Source organism: Eubacterium sp. MSJ-33, from assembly GCF_022174665.1.
GTDB lineage: Bacteria > Bacillota > Clostridia > Lachnospirales > Lachnospiraceae > Coprococcus_C.
Map to the genome: position 1 here is coordinate 1,448,119 of NZ_CP076562.1, position 19,382 is coordinate 1,467,500.

Sequence of the window (19,382 nt, forward strand, 5' to 3'; positions counted from 1 at the left end):
TATTGTATTTGAATTATCCTACCATCACTTTCAACACGATCATCCCCGCCAGATACACGATTGCCAGCGCATACACAACGCCATCCGCACGTGCATATCGAAGTGGGTGCATCTTCGTTCTCGGCCTGCCTGCCTGATAACAGCGTGCTTCCATCGCGAGTGCCAAATCACCTGCCCGTCCAACTGCGGACGCAAAAAGCGGCATCAGAATCCGTCCGGTACGTTTCAACTTCTGGAATACATTTCCTGCCTCGAAATCCACGCCTCGTGCCGTCTGTGCCTTCATGATCCGGTCTAACTCTTCGATCAGAATCGGAATGAAGCGAAGCGTAATCGACATCATGAGCGCAATCTCATGCACTGGCACATGAATCTTCGTAAGCGGATGAAATGCTTTCTCCAAGCCGTCCGTCAGCTCGGTTGGAGTTGTTGTGTATGTCATAAGCGACGAACCCAAAATCAGCTCCATTAACCGCACGACACGGACAACCGCCTGCATGATTCCTTCCCGGTAGATGTGAATAAACTTCCACTGAAAATACAGCACTTCTCCTTTTCCGAAGAACACATTTACAATACAGATAAATACCAGTAATATCCACACCGGCTTTAGCCCCTTGATCATATACCGAAACGGCACCTTAGATATCACGATACACATAATCACTACTACGCCTGCCACCGCAAATACGATCAGGCTTTTGCTAAGAAACAGCCCAATGATATAGAGCAGCGTCGCGAATAGCTTCACGCGTGGGTCCAGATGATGAACCGGGGAATCCGAAGGATAATATTGTCCAATTGTAATGTCTCGAATCATAGCGTATCTCCTCGTTGCATGTCAGAATTTCTTTCTTCCGATACTTCCTGCATATCCGCCCTGTCCAGTGACTTCTTTTCCATTGATTCCTGCATACTGTCACCCACACAAGCACGCAGGGTTTCCAGCAATTCCTCTTCCCGTATCACAGTCTGTGGTATCGCATACCCCTCCGCACGCAGTCGATTGGCAAACTTCACTGCTTCCGGCACATCCAGCCCGCAGGTTTCCAGCATTTCCCTCTCGGCAAATACCTGTACCGGGCTTCCGTCAAGTATCTTCTTTCCGTCATCAAGCACGATGATCCGGTCTGTATATTCCGCCAGATCCTCCATACTATGTGAGATAAGCAGAACGCCGATTCCCTGTTCCCGGCTCATCCGCCGGATCCGGTCGAATATTTCCCGTTTTCCTTCTGCGTCCAGTCCTGCTGCCGGCTCGTCCAATATGATATATTCCGGCTGCATCGCAAGCACACCTGCAATCGCCACACGCCGCTTCTGTCCACCTGATAGCTGCAACGGATTCGCCTCATAATACTTCTCCGGCAAACCTACAAATGCAAGAGCTTCCTGTATGCGTGTCTGACATTCCGCCTCGGATAGCCCCTGCCGCTTCGGTCCGAACGCGACATCCTCCCACACCGTATCGCAGATCATCTGATACTCCGGATATTGGAATACCATGCCAACCCGGCTTCTCAGATAACTTCCAGAATATCCCTTTGCATGAATATCCTTTCCCTCAAATGTAACCGTTCCTCTGGTCGGTTTCAAAAGTCCATTTAAAAGCTGGATCATGGTGGATTTACCGGAACCGGTATGTCCGGCAAGCCCAACAATCTCCCCTTTGCCAAGCGACAGACTCACATCGTCTAAAGCAACCTTCTCGTACGCGGTTCCCGGACTGTAAATATAGCTTACATGTTGCAGGGAGAGGAGAGCTTGGTCTTTTGGTACATCCGTCAGATGACCTGTCTTTTTTTCTGTGTTTTCACATTCCTTACACTCTACTATTTTTCGCACCCGATAAGAAAGCGGTGCTTCCATGCCCATCTCTACAAGCAGCGTATCCCTTCCGAAGAATTCCTCTGGTGTTCCATCAAATCGCACCTGTCCGTCCGCAAGCAGGACCACCCGGCTCGCAAGTGCCGCCTCTTCCATATCATGCGTAATCAGAATCACAGTCATTTTCTGTTCCTGATTCAACTGCTGTAACGCTTCCATCACTTCTTTCCGCCCTTTCGGATCAAGCATCGCAGTCGGCTCGTCTAAGACGATATAATCCGGATGCATCGCAAGGATTCCTGCAATCGCAATCCGCTGTTTCTGTCCACCCGACAGATGATTTGGTGCCGTCTTTCTCCGCTTCCACATCCGCACCTGTTCGAGTGCCTGCTTCACACGTGCCACGATGGTCTCTGACTCCATACCCAGATTCTCCGGGCCGAATGCAACCTCTTCTTCCACATTTGCCGCCACCATCTGATTGTCCGGATTCTGGAACACCATGCCGACGCGCTGACGGATCTCGTACAGCTTATCCGCATCCTTGGTTCCCATCTCATCTACCGTCACCGTGCCTTCCGATGGGCGTAAGATTGCATTTAACTGCTTCGAGAAGGTCGTCTTGCCGGAACCATTTCTGCCTAGCAACGCGATGAACTCACCCTTTTTAATTGTAAGATCTACTCCCTTTAAGATTTCCTCCATCGCAATTACGTTTCCATCTACATCGCGCTTTTTATATTGAAATCTTACCTGTTCTGCCCGTATCACCGTCCGGTCCTCCATTTTTTGCTGTTTTACTCTTACTATAATTCACTCGCTTTTTCTCGACTGGAGCAATCTCCCTTATTCTTCCTGTTTTACTCCAACTTAAGCTTGCTCTCTTTTTCCGACTTGGAGCAATCGACCACTTTCTTCAAAAAGTCTCCGAATCCAGCCACCACTGTCTAAGCCGCGCCTTATCCACTTTCCCGCTTGTGTTCTTCGGCAACGCCTCCAAGACAATCATTCGCTTTGGAATCTCAAAATCTGCAAGCCGTGTCTTCAACTGCTGACGCAGATTCTCCGGCACATCCATACCTTCCACTGTCACAAATGCACTCACGACCTCCGCCGGCATATCTGCCTCCTTCTCCTTCGGAAGCAGAACGACCGCCGCCTCTGTGATGCCTACGACTTCTTCCAATGCATTTTCTATCTTCATCATCGACACCTTGCGCCCGCGCACACCGACGATATCATCCGTCCGTCCAAGGAAATAAAAGTTTCCCTGCGTATCCATCCGCCCGCTGTCTTTAAGCGAATACGGTACCGTAATATTCTCCACATGAAATGCGTTGTCCACGTACATTTCATCATCCTGTATGAACACTCTCACACCCGGAAATGGCTTGCCAATCAGGTTCCGTTCTTCCGTCATGTCCGCCGACTTCACATATGTGATATAATTCAGCTCGCTTGCGCCATAATATAATGTAATCTCCGTATTCGGAAATATCTTCTTCAACACTTCCGCATCATTTCTTCCAAGGCTCTGCGACCCCGAAATGATCGTGCGGATATTCGCATTTACGCCCTTGAATACACGAGGCAGCATAAGTAACTTGGACGGAATCAGGTAAATGCCATTTGCCCTTTCGCGTGCCATCACCTGCTCCCATTTACCCGGCAGAAATACATCCTCCGCAATCAACGTGCCACCCGCCGCAAGCTGTGCCATATACAGGTTCAGATTTCCGGTAAATGCAAGGCTTCCCTGCACGAACAGGCGGCTGTCCGCATCCACACCAAACACTTCATTCTGAACCGGGAAGAAATCCGCCCAACTTTCAAAGCTCCGGAACAAAATCTTCGGAATCCCGGTTGTTCCGGATGTCATCACTGCCATCACCGCGCGCTCCGGCACGGGCATATCAAACAACGGATCTGTCACTTCCAGCTTGCTGTCCGCCGGCACGATGACCGGTATCTGATTTGTTCCGGCGCATGCCAGAAATAAGATCAACTGTTTCAGGATTTCTGTCACACGGATCGGATACAGATGTTTTTCTGTGATCCTTGGCAGATGCTCCCGTGCATCCTTCACAAGCGCATAGAGCTTTCCATATGTGTAACAATCACCGTTGATGATGATTGCGTCTTTGTCCGATGGTTGTTTTGTCAGATAATCAATATACTGCATGTCTTATTCCTCCCGACCGCAGCAACAGCGCATGTCCGATTCCACCCGCTGCCGCAATGCTGCATACCGCATAGCCCGGTGTCTCCTGCAACGCCCGGCATGCATGTATCGTGATAATACCGCCTGAGGCGCCATATGGATGTCCATATGCGAGTGCCCCACCATATCGGTTGTAACGGTCAACTGCTTCCGGATAGGCACGTGCAAAAAGCTCATCAATCACTGCAAACGCCTCATTACACTCAAATACTGCGATATCCTCTGCCGTGTATCCCGTCTTGGCAAGTAATTTCTGAATCGCAAATATTGCTGTCTCCGGGCTTTTGTCCGGATTCCCGCCAACCGTTACAGAATCGATGATTTCTGCAAGCGGTATCAGATTATGCTCCTTCACATACCGCTTTGATGCCACCAGCAAAAATGCCGCACCATCATGCATCAAGCATGTATTTCCGGCTGTCAGTATCGCTCCGCCCGGCAGAAGCGGCGGTAATTTGTCTAAGAACCGTTCACTCATGCGATCCCGAATACCGGCATCCGCAACAGCCCCCTGCACGCCAACCAGATATGGTTCGAGCACGCCGGCTTCTCTTGTCTGTTTAGCGAGAGAATGCGAACGCAATACCCATTTATTTAATTCCTGTCTGGTCATCTGCCCATCCACTGCCACGTTTTCTGCTCCACGGATCATCGCATACGGATCATGCTCTCCCGGTGCAAATTTTGCGACGGAATAAAATGACTCCACGCCTCCATAGCGTTCATAGTCCGGATGATTCCGATTGTACGCCCGGCGTGGTGCAGTCGACGAACTATCCACGCCACCTGCCACGATCAAATCTGCCTGTCCGCTTTTTATCTTCGCCGCGGCAATCGTCAGTGCTTCCAATCCCGATCCGCACTGCATATCCACCGTATATGCAGGAACTTCTTTCGGAAAATGTGCTGTAAGCGTTGCCAATCTGCCAACATTTCCACTGGCTCCGACACCATTTCCGACAATCACTTCATCGACCGACTGTCGTACATCTTCCGGCACAAGTGCACAGAGTACCTCCGCCGCAAGCACCTCGACTGGCAGATGTTTATACATTCCATTTTCGACACCGATATAGCTGCGGCGTCCGTCTATAATATACGCATGTTCCATACGATTTCCTTATCCTCTCGTTTACATTCATAGACCTGCTTTCCCCGCGTGTTTCTTGCCTCCACGTGCAGTCTCTCATCAACATATACCGGTTTTTCAAAACGGAATCTGCAAATAAACGTTTTGCTATCCGGCATTCCCTCCTGCCTCTCTATATCTGACTTTGTTTCTATCTGTTTTTTTATCCACATGTCAAGCATCCACTCCACCATCAATAGTCCCGGCACAACTGCATGCACCGACCGATGAATTGAATTTGTATCGCCTACCGCATCCACAAACCGAAGGATATCGGGATGCGCAAATGAAATCGATTTTCCAACGCCTGTGTCTGTGTTTTCTTCCGTTTTGACCAAGCTGTGTGTATCCATCTGCGGTTCTTCCGGTTTCGATTTCTCTATATTCATGCCCATATTTTCTTCAATCACAACTTGTCTGCTTATATTTGCTCTCTGCATTTCCGTTTTCTCTTTTATGCCCGCATTTTCTTCAATCACAACCTGTCTGCTTATATCTGCCCCCTGCACTTCCGGCTTCACCACATGCAATTCCAGTTGATAGTGCATCCCTTCCAACTCCAATTGATTCCGCATAACCGCAAAGCTTGCATTTTTCTTCACGATTTCAGGATTGCAGTCTTGATTTTCTGCTTCCCGCTGTTCATACACACATGCCCCGATCATCCAGCCATCATATCCGGCAAGCGTATGAAAATCCGCCAATTGTTCAAAAATTTTTTCAAACTTGTTCTTCATTTTTTCCTGATATCTTTCTTTATCATTAAATATATCGAAACATCTCATTTTCTCACTCAATGTTTCTTATTATATTTCCCAAAGTTTACAATGTCAACTTTTCCGTTTTGTTTTGGTTGACATTCTTGCATTCATCTGCTATTCTACATCATGTACCTGCTATGGAAAATCCCATGCGTTCATTCATGTACTTACCAGGGAAACACAGCAATCCAGAATGCAAGGATGTTTTTCATAGCCATGTATAAATACAATGATAGCATGGCTATTATAACAGAAACTATGGAGAAAAAGAAATGGACACAAACGCAAAAAGCAAATTTTCAACCTACTCAATTGTCATGATGGCACTTTTCGCAGCCATCCTGTGTGTATCTGCCTATATCAGCATCCCGCTGCCAAACGGAACACACATCACACTTTTAAATTTTGTAATCACTCTGATTGCACTTGTATTTCCACTTGCGGAATCGTTCTTTATCGGTCTGATCTGGATGTTGCTCGGATTGGTCGGTGTTCCTGTTTTCGTTGGTGGACAGGCAGGTCCGGGATATCTATTTGGCACATACGGCGGTTTTTCTTTCGCCTTTATCTTCATTTCCATTTTGATTCCGATCTTCCGTGGAAAGAAGTACAATCGTATTCGTTATACTATCGTTGCTATGTTATCCGCTGTTCTCGTTGACGCAGTTGGTTCTCTCTGGATTATGATTGCATCAGGTTGCAGTATCAAGGCTGCTTTTGTAGCCGGCTTTCTTCCTTTTATTGCACTTGATCTTGTAAAGGCTGTTGTTGCCGCACAGATCGTACCGGCATTCCGAAAACTGATTTACCTGCGTAGAGATGTCGAGGACGAGGATTAACATAAACTGAAACCCCCTCCCCTAAAAGAACTTGAGCCGCTGCAATTGCAACGGCTCTTTTTCATGTATTCTTTTTATTTTCCCCTTGTCCATCTGTTTTCTCTACTCTTGTACCTCTTCCGTACTTACCATATCTGTCCCCGCATTCTCTGCTACCACAAATCTCACCTCATACGTTTTTCCCATTGCATCGCCGACATTCTTCACATACTGCTCTAACAGCTCCTGTGCACGCTGCTGCGCCTGTTTCAACAGGGATTCATCCGACTGAACACTCTCCAGCATATTTTCCTGTGCAGTCTTAATTGCTTCTGTCTGATCATCCGCATTGATTTTCTCTGCGCCAAGTCCTTCGCGGGTTGTATAATAGGAGTCTTCATTTAATGATGTCTGATCCACCTGACAGCTAAGTACCTCTGCTTTCGGCATCGTGATTGTCACCTGGTTTCCGTCCACCTGCATATCCAGATTTGCGATGTTCACACCCAGCTTTACGATACCGGAATACTCAATCCAAAGCTCTGCTGATGTGTCCCACCACAAAACTTCCTTTTCCTTCGTCAGCTTTGCGACATTATGATAATAGCATTTAAGCGTTGCCAGCTCGCAGATCGTCTGCATCTGTGTAATGCTCAATTCTTTCGTTACGTCTTCACCTTTTTTTCCACACGCAGTTAAAAGCATGGTAACAGCAAGACAAAGGACTACGAACTTTTTCAATTTCTTCATATTTTTCTCCTCCTTCGTCTCCTACTGAATCACCAGATTATACAGTTCATCCTGATTCTCGATAATCGGCATAAGCAGCGCCCGGACTGTGTTCTCACAATTTTCTTTCGCCATCTGCAGGAACACATCATTTCCCCGGCATTCTGAACCCGCATCTGCGATACATGCCGCATACGCTTCCTCAGATACATCCGCGGTGTTCGCGCTCTTTTTGACAAACATGTAGTCAAGTGAAGCCATATCTACATTAATCTGCTTGACCTGTAGCTGTGGCAGCGTCACAATAACCTTCTTCGCCTGCCCTTCGCCGACATTATCATCGATCTGAACATCAATATCTGCCATATTGATGCTTGCCTTCACCTCTGCTTCATAGGAAACATAGTATGCAACCTTCGTCGGATGATTTTCCTGTGGCACCTCCGCCACACCATTATATGTAATCGCGCAAACGGACAAATCTTCAATCTGCAATACTTCTTCTAGCTGACTGCTCGTAAGGATTGTCGTCTCTACCTTTGGTTTCAATCCAAACCACCCTAACTGACATGCCAGTTTATATCCCACGATGACAACTATCACAACAACTGCCAGCATGATGACCCACTTAACGAGTTTCACCACATCGCGAGCAGTACGCTTATCTCTACGCCCTTTATGCCTCTTATCTTTCTCTTCCATCGCATCCTCGCCGATTTCGTTCATTCCGGATTTACCCATATTTCTTCTCCTTATGTGTATTCCTGTTTTTCATTTGCAATGCATTCTTCACATTCCGTGCAGCTCACTACTGCAATGATACTTTATCTCCCTCGATTTTGAAGCAGCCAAAGCTTTTCAAGAAGCTGGAAAATTTACTATAGCCATACTTCTTGATACTAAAATTCCGATTCTCATTTTTTAATGTGCTGTTTAATAGTCCCATATTACTGTTTCTCTGTGGATTCTTCTTTAAGATCTGAATAATCTGCTCCTCAATATCCTTTTTCGGTACCACATCATCAATAATCTTCACATAGCTCTGACGATTTTGAGTGATTACCTCAAAATTCTCAAATGCTTCATTGATAAATGTAGTCAATTTCGAATATCCATAATTCCGCACATCGAAATCAGAGAAACGCGCCTGTAATTTGCTTCCGATCTCCCCGACATGCGTTAATTTGTTGCTATCTGCATTGCCATCAATAATATCATAGATTACTTTCTGAATCGCCTTAATACTCGTAATATTGGAACTGCTTTCCATCTTTTCCACCGGTATTTTTACAACATTCTTATCATCTGTCGTCTGCGAAATATCTTCACGGATAAGCGCATCCAACATCTTGAAGCTTGTGCATGCTTTTACAAAAGCTTCCGGTGTTTTATTTTCGCCCATGCCGACCACTTCTTTACCGGCCTCACGCAAACGCTCCGCCAGTCTTGTAAAATCACTGTCACTTGAAACAAGACAGAATCCATCCAGATTACCGGTATATAACAAATCCATTGCATCAATGATCATTGCCGAATCTGTAGCATTTTTTCCCTGCGTATATGCAAATTGTTGAATTGGAACAATCGAATTTCGAAGCAGAGTTGCGCGATTCCATCCGTTGACACTCCTTGCCCAATCTCCATAGATTCTTCGAACCGTAACCATACCGCGATCCGCCAGTTCGTCAAAAATCGTATCAATATATTTTGCTGACACATTATCTGAATCAATCAACAACGCATATCTTTTTTCTTCACTACTCATACATTACTCCCCATCCTTATATCCCTGTTCCAGACGCACTGCAAACTCCTCCTCGGGCATTGGTTTATCAAATACATACCCCTGCACAATGTCACAGCCAACCTCTTTTAGATACTGTAATTGTTCCTTTGTCTCTACGCCTTCTGCAATTGTCTTCTTTCCCAGCTTTCGTACAAGATTCACAATACTTACAAACATCGTCATATCCGTCTCTTTTCCCGGATACTCTGTCTCAAGCGGAATAAAGGACTTGTCTATCTTGATTACATTCAAATCAACCTTCTTAATCATATTCAGTGACGAATATCCAGTTCCAAAATCATCGATGGATGTGGAGATTCCCTCCCGTCGAAGTCCGTTTACGATTTCAGACATAATCTCATAATTCTGGAAATCCTCACTCTCCGTCAGCTCAATCTCAATATAGCGATGATCAATATCATACTTATCAATTATATTTACAATCTTTCTTACAAGATAATCTTCCTCCAGATGTTTTCTGGAAAAATTCACAGAGATACAAGGAACTATTCTCCCTTCATCCAATCTTTTCCGAATAAACCGACAAGACTCCTCAAGCACATAATAATCCAGCTTGCACACACTGCCTTCCCGCTCAAGCTGTGGAATAAACCGCATTGGTGGAATGAGCTGTCCTTCATGCAGCCAGCGTACCAACGCCTCTGCGCCACAAATCTTATGTGTATTCACATCGACCTTTGGCTGATAATATACGATAAACTCATGTGCTTCAAGTGCCGGTATAAATCCTGAGATAATGCTTTGCGTCTCCATCAGTTTATTTTTTATTTCCTGCGAATACTTTGCCACGCTTCCGCTGCCATGCTGTCTTGCCGCCTGATAAGCAATGCTTGCGCGCGCCATGACATCCCGCGGAGTCTGAATATCATACAGCTCGCTATATCCAATCGTTGCCCCAAATATAAATTCCTTTTCCTTCTGTTCAGTCTTGTGATACAAGCGAATATTCTGCAACTTCGTCAGAATAATTCCCTGTCTGTTATTCTTTACCAAAGCAACAAAATTATCTCCGCCAAGCCGGGCAACAATTTCATCGTCAAGTATCAGTTTATCTATCATACCTGCATAATTCCGTAAAATAACATCACCTTCGGAATAAGGAAAAATCTTATTGACATATTTAAAATTATGCACATTGAAAAATAGCGCCGTATAATTCTGAATCTGCCCCTGCGCAAGCTGCTTGCCGATAAACTGCATAAATGCAGCCTGATTGGCAACACCGGTCATCATATCGGTCTGCAGAACACCCTGCAGTAATTCCTGCATCATTACATGGCTGAACTGAAGATAGATTTCTTCATACACCAGTTTCTGTGTCTCAAGCGCTTCCTTCGTGTATGTTACGTCTACGCGTGGATAAACTGTAATCGTAAACGTTCCACCATCTGGCAATGTAAATACATGATACTGCTGCCTTCCATACGCATCTTTTTTGCTGTCAAATAATGTTCCTACAATATGCTGTCCCCGTGGGCGAATCCTGGATGCCGGTGCATCCAGTTCGTACTTTACTTTTCCAAGCTGAAAATCCTCCGCTATAATCGCAAGTGCCTGTGCTACATTCTTCTCGCACTGTTCCAGCTTCCCTACACTTCGATGCAATACTTCAAAAAAATTTTTGTATTTTTCACTAAAACGTAACTCTTCACCCATTTTTCTTCCTCTCTATCTCCGTCAAGAGAACAATGTCTCCACACTCTCCACATCAAAAGTTACATGTTCTGCATGCTCCACCTCAATCTGATATAACGCATTTGCAGCCAGATGCTCTGCCGCCTGCTCAATATCACGAATACCTGTTGTATTCTCGAACTGACGAATAACTGCATCAAGTCCTTCATCCGTTACCACACACTCATCATCACGTAATCCAATCCGTTTCAATACTTTCGGCATCGCAAACTTTGTGAATATGATTTTCTTCTCTTCAAATGTATAATCCGGAATATCTATCACAGCAAATCTCGACATAATAGGCGCACTGATATCTTCTTTGTTATTCGCTGTCGCAATCGGATAGACACCTGTCGTCGGTACCATACACTCCATATAGTTATCCGTAAATCCCAGGTTATCTAAAAGCGTAAGCAGCACATCTGCCGGATTTCCATTTCCCTTTCCAGATGCTGCCTTATCCAACTCGTTGATGATAAATACCAGATTTGACTCCCCCGCATTCGAGAATGCCTCCATGATAATTCCCGGTTTTGCATTTGCATAAATACGTGAACTTCCAGTTAGCTGTTCCGGATCTTTGATGGAACTCATATCCAGAGTTGTCCATGGCAGTTTCAAAATACGCGCAACTGCATATGCAATCTGCGATTTACCCGTACCTGCAGGTCCAACCAGGAGTAATCCATACGCCGGTAATGTATGTGTACGGTTAATCTGGATAATCGTCTCCATAATTCTCTGCTTCACACGCTCAAGCCCATATAATTCTTCATCCAATATTTTCCGCGCCCATACCGGATCGATTGCTTCGAAATAATTGCTCTTCCACTGTACATTTAACATAATAGAAAGCGCGCGCTGTGCATGTCGCCGCTCCTCCTGAGACACCTCGCTTGACCGTGCCACAGCAAGATTCCGGCGTGCCCAGAGACGAATATTATCCGGCATCGTCTTTCCCGCACACATCATAAAATCTGAAATACTCTGCAGGCTTGTCAGCTTCATCTCATCTCCGGCTTCCTCTGCATCCTCGTCTTCTTCAACTTCCTCTGCAGCATCACTGGCAAGCAGACGCTCGATCATAAACTGTAAGAATCCATCTTCTGCTGAAAGCTTGGCTGCCCCGCCATACGCAGTTTCACGGATTTTATAAACCGCATAGCCGTCGTCCAGATTCTGTCCTGACAGGCGGATTGGTATCCGGTTATCCCCCAGCCATTTAATCAGGCTGATAAACCGCGCATCCACACGCAGAATATCCGCAGACCATGTTCCATCTGTATCATTGAATTCGAACGCTGTACGTTTGCTCTGATTCGCAAACATGCCGGACGCATGATGCGCCCATTTACGGCTTGTATTATCTAAAACTAATATTGGTTCCTCTGGTGTTTTTTCTTTTGCATCCGAAAGAAAAGATGTGTATGTACAAACAGGTTTCGCCTGTTCCTTTGATGAACTCGATGAACTTGAAAAATCAAAAACTGGCATATGAAAATGTCCTCTCCGCATTCGTTTATTTTTATTATTGCCCCTCTTCAATCATCCGTCACAGATAATTGAAACGCTCGTCTATAATCAGAGCGCATACATATTCTATGAAACCACATTTTTACTAATTTTACAATATATAGATTGGGAATTTGTCAGTATTTTACAAGCAAAAAATACACCTCTAAATATTATTTATAACATCTAAAAGTGTATTTTTATTTCTGAGCATCTGCTCCTATGCAATTCTGTCTATTCTTTTTTCCGCAACATCCTTCGCCCGCGTGTTTTTCTTTTTGATTCGCGCCTGTCCATCCTTGTCCAGCACAATGATATTTGTTTTTTTGCTGACATTCTTCATATACAGTTCTGCCAGAATCTGCATCGTGCTATCAACCAGCATATTCTCCAGCATACGACATCCGTACTTTCCGTTTGCCTCCTTCAAAAGCTGCTCCCGAAATGCTTCTGTGATCTGGATTGAATATCCGATTGATCCTGAGATTTTATCCACATGCTCATCGATGATCTCATTCACCATCTTTCTTGGCAGACGGTAATAATTCGCAATGACCTGAAACCGGCCAAGCAACTCGTAAGACGCTCCCAGATCAATCATCTCCTGTCGGCTGATCGGATGATAGTGATCTGCCTGTTCGACTTTGGCTGTCGCTCCAAATCCAAGACCACCGTGCTTTGTCTCGCGTTTTGCTCTGCATGCATCAAAAGATCCAAGTCCGATAAACAACGTGTTGTTCGTGTCAATCACATGGCCCTGATTTTCGACCTTGCGTCCCTCGATCAATGTCAAAATCTGCGCCTGCACAGCCGAGTTCACATTGTTTCCTCCACTTGTAAAAGAAGGAGACAATTTCTTATCAAACTCATCCATGAAGACGATTCCGATTCCATCCGGTTCTTTCACATTGAGCAATGGCTTGACGATATCCACCGTATCCGGTCCTTTGAAGCCCTCTTCTGTGATAGATGTCATATCACACTGTACCACTGGCAATCCGGGAATCTTCTCTTCAAAGAAATCACGTAACGCCCGATAGGTCTCTGTCTTCCCACAACCGGAAGGTGCGGCAAGAAGAATGTTACTGTGAAATGGCCGTCTCTCTGCGATGCACTGCATGTAATAATACACGCCTGCCAAAACCTTCGACAGCTCCGGCTGTCCTTTGACACGTGCCTCCACATACGAAAGCATCTCCGAAAAAGGTGTTTTCTCCAGAAAAGTCTTCACACTTTTCCGCATCATGGTCCATCCATTTGCTGGTACCTCTGATGTTTCAAGTTCCATCTCCTCGTCCGGTTCGTCATCGTAGATGTCATATTCATCGAACAAATCAGGCTCCAACTCATTCTCTGATGGTTCTGTCTCTTTTGCTTCTGCTTTATCCCATGGATACTTTGTCTCTCCCGATTTCACCTCATCCCATGGATACTTTTTTTCTTCAGTACGTTTCAGTCTTGACACACGCATCTTTAAAAACTGCCCATATGTACATGCAAGACGCGTGCCTTTGATATCCGAATTGATGATATCCGTGTCAGATTTCTGCGTGGAATATCCCAGATAAGAAACCTCTTTTGTCTTCTCATTCAAAATATAGAATAAGTAAATAAGATTCTGCGGAATCTGCATTACACGCTGCACTCTCTCACACTGCTCCCGAATCACGCCATCTTTATCCAACCAGAAGTCCGTTAGATTTCCCTTCCAAAAAGTAGGACCCTTCATCCGAAGTCGTGTCGGTGTCACCTCGCTCAGCTTCATGACCTGAAGATTCTCCATGACAATGCTGCGAAACCGTTTATGCACAATCTTCAAGTAGGCATCGATGTTTTCCTTCGTTTCTTCTCTATCCAAAACCGCATAGATATTCGCATATCCGGGTCTATTTCCGGGATATTCATACAGAATAACCGCGCCTTTTGGAAATCCATATTTCAAATCATCGTACTTCAACTCATTCGGTGTTTCAAAAACTTTTCTTTCATCTGTCATCCGTACCACGCTCCGTTTCTCTAATACCTGTCTCGTTTCTACGTTGTCTAGTATATCGGACCGCACTACGTTTGTCATTGAACGCCTGGTTTAATCTTTCTTATATTGTAATCCTAACCGTGCAGCTTCTTCCCGGACAGTATCAGCTGCCATACCGAAACAATCCTTTTCTGGTTGTTTCGGCAGCCGGTCAGTTATTCTATATCCTCCAGTTCCTCTAGGGCGTCCCAGTAATTCTCCATCCAAGCCGCCTGCTTCTCAAAATCAACAGATGCCTTCAAGACCTCTTCCAAAACCACAGACGTACCCGGTGCACGCAACAAGCCATCTGCTCCGACAACTGCCAATCCCCCAACATCAAGCTTCCTCGCATACATCAAAGAGTCTTCCATCATCACGATCGTTGTCTCCCCTGTTTCCGCTTCCAGTACCACCCGTACCATCGGTTCCTGTCCTTCCGGTCTGCCCTCGCAGCCAAAATCTTCCTCATCAATTCGAATTATCTTGTATACCTGTTCTTCCATATTAATCTACCCGTTTCTTGCCCCAGAAGAACAATGCAACAGTTCCCGGTCCTGTATGACTTCCAATCGTCGTTCCAATATGATTGATCTCAACCTTCCCATTTAACTTCGGGAACTTCGCTTCTATCAGATCTGCAACCGCACGTGCATCCTCATAACAGGCCGACTGCGAAATATAACATTTACCTGAATAATCAAGTCCATCCTCGGCGCATTCCACCATCCGGTCCACGATTGCCTGAATAACCTTCTTCTTTGTACGAATCTTATATCTTGGAATCAGTTTTCCCTCATAATCCACATTCAAAAGTGGGCAGATGTTGAGCACAGATCCTATAAATCCAGCCGTCTTTGTCACACGGCCCCCTTTAATAAAAAACGTCAGATCCGAGGTAAAGAACCAATGATTCAGATTCAATTTATGCTCTTCCACAAAATCGCGTACTTCATCAATCGTCTTCCCCTGCGCCCGGAGTTCTGAAAGCTTATCCATCAACAGACCATAGCCCGATGAAGCGGCCAGAGAATCCACAACATAGATCTTACGATCCGGGAACTCCTCCTGCAATGTCTCTTTTGCAATATTAGCTGAATTGATAACACCACTGATTCCGGAAGAAAGACTCACATGCAAAATATCAAGTCCCTTCTCCAGAAAAGATCGGAAATACTCTTCAAACTCCTCTGCATTCACCTGCGATGTTTTCGTATCCGCACCATTTGCCATACGTGAATAGAACTCATCGAACGGAATGCTGACACCAAGATTATCTTCATATTGCTTCCCATCTAACTCAAAATGAAAGCATATATATTTTACATCAATTGCATCAAAATGTTCCTTTGAAAGATCGGCGGTTGAACAACAGCTAATTACATAATTACCCATAAACAAGTTCTCCTTATCTGTATTCATTATGTTGCCAATACTGGCACATCTGCTTCTATCATAGCCAATTTTCCATTAAAAATCAATCTTCATTCCAGCCTTCTGTTCTTAATTCTGCCCGAAATTGAATCCGTCTAAACGAAGATAACCGTCTAAACTGAATCTCACAGACCTGTGCATCCAAAGTGATTTTCAAAGTCCGCATACTTCCGACAGTCTATTTCTTATGCTGCTGTGTTTACATGTTTGCTATTACAAGATACTGCTTCTTTATTTTTTTCCATTGTCTTGGTGTTTGCATGTATCTTACAGGCAGTCACCTTATTTACCACAGGTGCACTTACATGTTCGTCCTCCATATTTGCCTGTTTCACAAGACGTCCTGCTAAAAATGCAATAACTAACAGCATCGCTCCAAATAACGGCATAGAGATAACAATCATCCCCCCCATCACCGCACTGCACACATAGATTCCTTCTATAAATTTGTTACTATTTACATATTTTCTCATCTTCATGTACTTCCTTTCTTTCAATCGAATCTTATTATTTTCGTTTTCTTGTACCTATCTTACCTTTTTATGTGTACAAAAAAACTCCCTCGCAAAAAATAAATGTAAATACTAATAAATTTATATTCATCTCTATAATTTTCTTTTATATATGGTACAATAACTCTAATTAATTTTATGAAAGAAACCATAAAGGGGGAATTTCATGAGTAATATCATTGATTATATAAAATGGCGCGGAGATCTAACCTTCGCTCAGGATCCATTTAATGAGATTGATAACCTGATCTTATCGCAATTAGTGTATATAGAATTAGACAGCATCGTATCATCTGACATAGGGTGCCCCATCTGTCTGCTTGATGCTGCCCAAAAATTTTTCAAGCAAAATAGCGAACAGAAATTACTCAATCATGTTTCTATGACTAAAAATGCCGTTTTTGTCTTCAAAGAAATGGCAAAAAGCAACCGCTTTAAAAATTTAAAATTATCCCGCTATGTCAATGATATCAATGAACAGGAACAATCACAGTTTTCCGCTATCACCATCCAGCTTGATGATACCAGCATGTATGTTGCCTTTTCCGGCACAGATGCAACGCTCATCGGCTGGCACGAAGATTTTAATATGCTCTATCTAAAGCAGACACCCGGACAGGAAAAAGCTCTCGCCTATCTAAATGCATTAACCGGTTCTGATTCCAAGCTTCGATTAGGCGGCCACTCAAAAGGAGGCAACTTTGCAATCTACGCAGGTATGTATTGCAAATCTTCTATTCGTGATCGAATCACCTTCATATACAATAACGATGGACCTGGATTTTCAAAGGATGTTGTTGAAAGTAGTGCCTATCAAAATCTGTTACCTGTTATTATGACAATTGTCCCGGAATCTTCTGTTGTTGGTCGGTTGTTTGAACACCAAGAGGACTATATTGTTGTCAAAAGTGAAAATAAAGGATTAAAACAGCACGATGCCATGTCATGGGAAGTTCTCGGAAATCATTTTGTTCACGCAGTCACCCCGGCCAATCAAAGTCTGCTTGCTAATCAGGCAATCCATGAGTGGATCGCACTGATTCCCAGAGAAAAAAGAAAAGAAATCGTAGAAGCTGTTTTTCAGATATTAGATGCTGCCGGAATCCAAACCGTGGATGACTTTCTTACATTGAAATTAAAAGATATCCGCACGATTATTCAGACTAAAAAGAAATTGCCGCGCGAGACAAGTGATTCCATCTCTGACGCAGCCTTTCTGTTAATTAAAATTATGATCAAAACATTCTCCGCATCTTAGTATACTCTTCCAAGCCACTGTCAGCTTCTCCAGATTCCAGCTTGCATTTGCCGGACTGGTAGAAGGGAGACAAGTGGCATTTCTTTTTGTATGAGGATAAATATACCGCCTATATAGTTGTTCTGCTTTTTTCCCATTCACAAATATCTGTTCTATCTTTGTATCATCCAGAATTTTCTGAATTGGATTCGGAACCACATTGCGAATGGAACTATCAGAAGACCCTGCTATCTCACATTGTCCAATTACATCCCATACTGCAATTTTATGTTCCAATAAGAATGCTTTTTTCTCCTCAATCGTAACCGGCACATCTGTCTGAAATACTTGTGCAAGTACTTTCCAGAAACGATTCTGCGGATGTCCATAGAAGAAACCTGCTTCTCTTGATTTCACAGACGGAAAACTTCCTAATATTAAAATACGAGACTCTTCATTATATACCGGGGCAATTGTGTGTACCTGATGCTGCTGTTCCATGCTACTCCTTTGGGAACGCTTCTTTTGTCACAAAGAGTGTCCCTCTGTCACATAAAAATATAAAAAAAAGACCATATCGGTCTTTTCTTTTCTGTACCTTCAGAACTTCATACAAAGATCTTATATCTAGCCCTTAACAAATCATCTTTCCGTTCTCTAAACCTCTAAGGATAAGCCCTCGACCTATTAGTACTTGTCAGCTGAACGTGTTGCCACGATTACACTCCAAGCCTATCAACCTTGTAGTCTTCAAGGGGTCTTACTCTTAATGATGGGATATCTTATCTTGAGGGGGGCTTCACGCTTAGATGCCTTCAGCGTTTATCCCTGCCGGACTTGGCTACTCTGCCATGCTGTTGGTACAACAACAGATACACCAGCGGTCCGTCCATCCCGGTCCTCTCGTACTAAGGACAGCTCCTCTCAAATATCCTACGCCCACGCCGGATAGGGACCGAACTGTCTCACGACGTTCTGAACCCAGCTCGCGTACCGCTTTAATGGGCGAACAGCCCAACCCTTGGAACCTGCTACAGCTCCAGGATGCGATGAGCCGACATCGAGGTGCCAAACCACTCCGTCGATGTGAACTCTTGGGAGTGATAAGCCTGTTATCCCCAGGGTAGCTTTTATCCGTTGAGCGATGGCAATCCCACTTTATACCACCGGATCACTAAGTCCTACTTTCGTACCTGCTCCACCCGTCGGTGTCGCAGTCAAGCTCCCTTCTGCCTTTGCACTCTTCGAATGGTTTCCAACCATTCTGAGGGAACCTTTGAGCGCCTCCGATACCCTTTCGGAGGCGACCGCCCCAGTCAAACTCCCCGCCAGACATTGTCCCCCAGCCGGGTCACGGCTGCAGGTTAGGAATCCAGTACTACAAGGGTGGTATCCCAACAGCGGCTCACACGAAACTGGCGTCCCGTGATCGTAGCCTCCCACCTATCCTGTACAGGTAGTACCGAATCCCAGTATCAAGCTGGAGTAAAGCTCCATGGGGTCTTTCCGTCCTGGCGCAGGTAACCAGCATCTTCACTGGTATTTCAATTTCACCGGGTGTGTTGTTGAGACAGTGCCCAAATCATTACGCCTTTCGTGCGGGTCGGAACTTACCCGACAAGGAATTTCGCTACCTTAGGACCGTTATAGTTACGGCCGCCGTTTACTGGGGCTTAAATTCAAACCTTCGCTTGCGCTAAGCTC

Annotated in this window: 18 protein-coding genes and 1 rRNA gene (1 of these 19 running past the window's edge); 2 read left to right on the plus strand and 17 right to left on the minus strand. The window is 44.8% G+C overall.

Annotation, left to right across the window (positions count from 1 at the left end; translation table 11 throughout):
• Positions 1-13: 13 nt before the first annotated feature.
• From KP625_RS06740 to KP625_RS06760, 5 genes are all read right to left on the minus strand, one after another.
• Complete coding sequence (locus KP625_RS06740) at positions 14-820, minus strand: energy-coupling factor transporter transmembrane component T family protein (RefSeq protein WP_238299881.1); 807 nt, start codon at positions 818-820, stop codon at positions 14-16.
• Entirely contained in the window at positions 817-2,598 is a 1,782-nt protein-coding gene (locus tag KP625_RS06745; RefSeq protein ID WP_238299882.1) for an energy-coupling factor transporter ATPase, read from the minus strand. The genes KP625_RS06740 and KP625_RS06745 overlap by 4 nt, the downstream gene beginning before the upstream one ends.
• Positions 2,599-2,743: 145 nt before the next feature.
• A complete protein-coding gene (locus KP625_RS06750) occupies positions 2,744-4,009 on the minus strand; it encodes an AMP-binding protein (protein WP_238299883.1) in 1,266 nt (421 codons plus the stop codon).
• Positions 3,996-5,159 (minus strand): thiolase family protein, encoded by a 1,164-nt coding sequence (locus tag KP625_RS06755; RefSeq protein WP_238299884.1) that lies wholly within the window; start codon positions 5,157-5,159, stop codon positions 3,996-3,998. The genes KP625_RS06750 and KP625_RS06755 overlap by 14 nt, the downstream gene beginning before the upstream one ends.
• Positions 5,138-5,914, minus strand: coding sequence for a hypothetical protein (locus tag KP625_RS06760; protein ID WP_238299885.1), 777 nt, complete (start codon positions 5,912-5,914; stop codon positions 5,138-5,140). The genes KP625_RS06755 and KP625_RS06760 overlap by 22 nt, the downstream gene beginning before the upstream one ends.
• 296 nt (positions 5,915-6,210) lie before the next feature.
• On the opposite strand from KP625_RS06760, the gene KP625_RS06765 reads away from it, so the two are divergent.
• Positions 6,211-6,777 (plus strand): biotin transporter BioY, encoded by a 567-nt coding sequence (locus KP625_RS06765; RefSeq protein ID WP_238296864.1) that lies wholly within the window; start codon positions 6,211-6,213, stop codon positions 6,775-6,777.
• Between the two features lie 102 nt (positions 6,778-6,879).
• Here KP625_RS06765 and KP625_RS06770 read toward each other — a convergent pair whose 3' ends face one another.
• The 10 genes from KP625_RS06770 to KP625_RS06810 all read right to left on the minus strand — a co-directional run bounded on the left by KP625_RS06770 (position 6,880) and on the right by KP625_RS06810 (position 16,402).
• A complete protein-coding gene (locus KP625_RS06770; RefSeq protein WP_238296865.1) occupies positions 6,880-7,506 on the minus strand; it encodes a DUF4230 domain-containing protein in 627 nt (208 codons plus the stop codon).
• A 21-nt stretch (positions 7,507-7,527) separates the two neighbouring features.
• Positions 7,528-8,226: a DUF4230 domain-containing protein gene (locus tag KP625_RS06775; RefSeq protein WP_238296866.1), complete on the minus strand. Its 699-nt coding sequence runs from the start codon at positions 8,224-8,226 to the stop codon at positions 7,528-7,530.
• A 67-nt stretch (positions 8,227-8,293) separates the two neighbouring features.
• A complete protein-coding gene (locus KP625_RS06780) occupies positions 8,294-9,250 on the minus strand; it encodes an NYN domain-containing protein (RefSeq protein WP_238296868.1) in 957 nt (318 codons plus the stop codon).
• Positions 9,251-9,253: 3 nt separating this feature from the next.
• On the minus strand, positions 9,254-10,948 hold the full coding sequence (locus tag KP625_RS06785; protein WP_238296870.1) for a putative bifunctional diguanylate cyclase/phosphodiesterase: 1,695 nt from the start codon (positions 10,946-10,948) through the stop codon (positions 9,254-9,256).
• Between the two features lie 21 nt (positions 10,949-10,969).
• The gene (locus KP625_RS06790) at positions 10,970-12,463 is read right to left on the minus strand and encodes an AAA family ATPase (RefSeq protein WP_238296872.1); all 1,494 of its coding nucleotides are present in this window, start codon (positions 12,461-12,463) and stop codon (positions 10,970-10,972) included.
• Between the two features lie 238 nt (positions 12,464-12,701).
• Entirely contained in the window at positions 12,702-14,555 is a 1,854-nt protein-coding gene (locus KP625_RS06795) for an AAA family ATPase (RefSeq protein ID WP_238296874.1), read from the minus strand.
• A 116-nt stretch (positions 14,556-14,671) separates the two neighbouring features.
• Complete coding sequence (locus KP625_RS06800; protein ID WP_238296876.1) at positions 14,672-15,001, minus strand: hypothetical protein; 330 nt, start codon at positions 14,999-15,001, stop codon at positions 14,672-14,674.
• Between the two features lies 1 nt (position 15,002).
• Positions 15,003-15,890, minus strand: a complete 888-nt coding sequence (locus KP625_RS06805; RefSeq protein WP_238296877.1) for a DegV family protein — start codon at positions 15,888-15,890, stop codon at positions 15,003-15,005.
• A gap of 82 nt (positions 15,891-15,972) precedes the next feature.
• Entirely contained in the window at positions 15,973-16,095 is a 123-nt protein-coding gene (locus KP625_RS13575; protein ID WP_255731488.1) for a hypothetical protein, read from the minus strand.
• Between the two features lie 19 nt (positions 16,096-16,114).
• Positions 16,115-16,402 (minus strand): hypothetical protein, encoded by a 288-nt coding sequence (locus KP625_RS06810; protein ID WP_238296878.1) that lies wholly within the window; start codon positions 16,400-16,402, stop codon positions 16,115-16,117.
• A gap of 205 nt (positions 16,403-16,607) precedes the next feature.
• Here KP625_RS06810 and KP625_RS06815 point away from each other — a divergent pair, with 205 nt between their 5' ends.
• Positions 16,608-17,699, plus strand: coding sequence for an Mbeg1-like protein (locus tag KP625_RS06815; RefSeq protein ID WP_238296880.1), 1,092 nt, complete (start codon positions 16,608-16,610; stop codon positions 17,697-17,699).
• On the opposite strand, the gene KP625_RS06820 is transcribed toward KP625_RS06815, so the two are convergent.
• Positions 17,661-18,179, minus strand: a complete 519-nt coding sequence (locus tag KP625_RS06820) for a DNA-deoxyinosine glycosylase (protein ID WP_238296882.1) — start codon at positions 18,177-18,179, stop codon at positions 17,661-17,663. The genes KP625_RS06815 and KP625_RS06820 overlap by 39 nt on opposite strands.
• Before the next feature lie 166 nt (positions 18,180-18,345).
• Positions 18,346-19,382: ribosomal RNA gene (locus tag KP625_RS06825) — 23S ribosomal RNA — on the minus strand (it continues 1,843 nt past the right edge of the window).